A 2,037-nucleotide genomic window follows, 5' to 3' on the forward strand; every position below is an offset into this window, starting at 1 on the left:
CGCCGACCATGCCCGCAGCGGCGACGACGAGCGTCACCGCGCCCGCGCCCGCGACCACGGCGCCCCACGGGAGGGAGCGCTGCGACGCCCGCGCGCCGCGTGCCGCGGGACGGAGGTCGTGGCCGCCGGTGGGGTCCTGCCGGGACTGCTGGTCGGACGGGTGGTCGGACGGTCCGGGACGACGGGGCACATCGCCTCCTTCCTGCGCGGTAGGCGCGGTGGGAGCGCAGCACGCAGCCCACCGAACGGTCGGTCGGGCACACCACACTGCCCCATGCCCGGGCGCCCTGTCACGCCCGCGGCGCTGACCTGGGACGACGCCCGGCTCTCGCCCGGCCCGACAGCGCGGTCGTGGGACGTGGGTGCCACCGCCGGACGCGAGGCCTCCCCCGCGGGTCGCAAGGACGGTTCCCCCGCGCGGCCCAAGACCCGGGCCCTCCCCCGCGACGACGCTGGTGACACCGCACGGAGCCCCGTGCGGACCGCCCACGGAAGGGAGTCACCGTGCCTGTCGTCCAGGCCTCAGGGCTGCGCAAGTCCTACGGTGCGTTCGACGCCGTCCACGACGTGACGTTCTCGGTCGAGCCGGGCCGCGTCGTCGGGCTGCTCGGGCCGAACGGCGCCGGGAAGACCACGACGCTGCACGTGCTGCTCGGCCTCGCGTCCGCCACCGCCGGCAGCGCCACGATCGGCGGCCGCGCCTACCGCGACCTCGCCGACCCGGCGCGGACCGTCGGAGCGCTGCTCGACGCGGGCGGCCTGCACGCGGGCCGCACGGGTCGCGACCACCTGCGCGTGCTCGCCGCTGCCGGCCGCCTCCCGGCGCGGCGCGTCGACGAGGTGCTCGCGCTCGTCGGCATGACGCCCGCCGCGGACCGCCGCGTGCGCACGTACTCGCTCGGCATGCGGCAGCGCCTGGGGCTCGCCGCCGCGCTCCTCGGCGAGCCCGAGGTGCTCGTGCTCGACGAGCCCGCGAACGGGCTCGACCCCGCCGGCATGCGCTGGCTGCGCGACCTGCTGCGCGGCTTCGCCGACGACGGCGGCGCGGTGCTCCTCGCGAGCCACGTGCTGGCCGAGGTGCGGCAGGTCGCGGACGACCTCGTCGTCGTCGGGCAGGGACGCGTCGTCGCCGCCGGACCGCTCGACGAGCTCGTCGCCGACCGCTCGCTCGAGGACTACTACCTCGACCTCACCGCCACCACCGAAGGAGTGCGCTGATGTACCGCGCCGAGATGCTCAAGCTCCGCAGCACCCGCGCCGCGTGGGTGATCGCCTCCGTCGCGGTCGGCGGCATGCTCGTCGTCCAGGGATTCCTGGTCGCCCTCCCCCGCGTCCTCGACGGCCTCGCGTCCGCGACGGGCCCGGCCGCCGGGCTGCCCGCCGACCTCGCCCCCGACCTCGGGGCGCTCGCCGACCCGGCCACGGCCGCGTTCCAGCGGACCGTGCTCGACCTCCTGGCCGGTGGCGGCGGAGGCGCCGGGTCCACCGGCGTGACGGCGGTCTGCATGCTCCTGCTGGGGGCCCTCGCCGTGACGACCGACTTCCGCACGGGCGGCGTCGTGCCCACCGCGCTCGTCCAGCCGTCGCGCCTGCGGGTCCTCGCCGGCAAGGCGGGCGCGACCGCGACGGTCGCGCTCCTCGTGGGGGCGGCGCTCGCCGTCGTGAGCGCCGCAGGGCTCCTCGTCGCCCTCGCGACGACGCCGGACGCGCGCCTCGCGCTCTCGGCCGGCGAGGTGCTCGGCATCTGGGGGCGGGGGCTCGTGGTCCTCGTCCTGCTCACCTGGCTCGGCCTCGGCGTCGGGACGCTCGTGCGCGGCCAGGTGGCGACGATCGTCGTCCTCGGCGCGCTCGTGCTCGTCGAGCCCCTCGTCCGCGGCGCCGTCACCCTGCTCTCGGGCGGCACGTCGGCCGCGGCCTCGTGGCTGCCGCTCGGCCTCGGATCGCTCGCCTCGGCCGGCCCGGAGGCGAGCGTGCTCGGCGCGGCGCCCTTCGGGGCCGCGGTCGCCCTCGCCGGGCTCGCCGCGTGGGCCGTGGCGC

2 protein-coding genes and 1 pseudogene are annotated in these 2,037 nt (G+C 78.1%); 2 read left to right on the forward strand and 1 reads right to left on the reverse strand.

Annotated features, from left to right (window positions below; all coding sequences use genetic code 11):
• Positions 1 to 190, reverse strand: a 190-nt coding sequence (locus JZ5iCDA_RS17140) for a hypothetical protein (RefSeq protein ID WP_216093480.1), incomplete at its 3' end; no start/stop codon positions are given.
• A gap of 314 nt (positions 191 to 504) precedes the next feature.
• Between JZ5iCDA_RS17140 and JZ5iCDA_RS17145 the strand changes: the two genes are divergently transcribed.
• Positions 505 to 1,218: an ABC transporter ATP-binding protein gene (locus JZ5iCDA_RS17145; RefSeq protein ID WP_069388204.1), complete on the forward strand. Its 714-nt coding sequence runs from the start codon at positions 505 to 507 to the stop codon at positions 1,216 to 1,218.
• A pseudogene (locus JZ5iCDA_RS17150) lies at positions 1,218 to 2,037 on the forward strand (hypothetical protein); the annotation flags it as partial. The gene JZ5iCDA_RS17145 and the pseudogene JZ5iCDA_RS17150, both read left to right, overlap by 1 nt.

The organism is Cellulosimicrobium cellulans (assembly GCF_001722485.1).
Taxonomy (GTDB): Bacteria; Actinomycetota; Actinomycetes; order Actinomycetales; family Cellulomonadaceae; genus Cellulosimicrobium; species Cellulosimicrobium cellulans_A.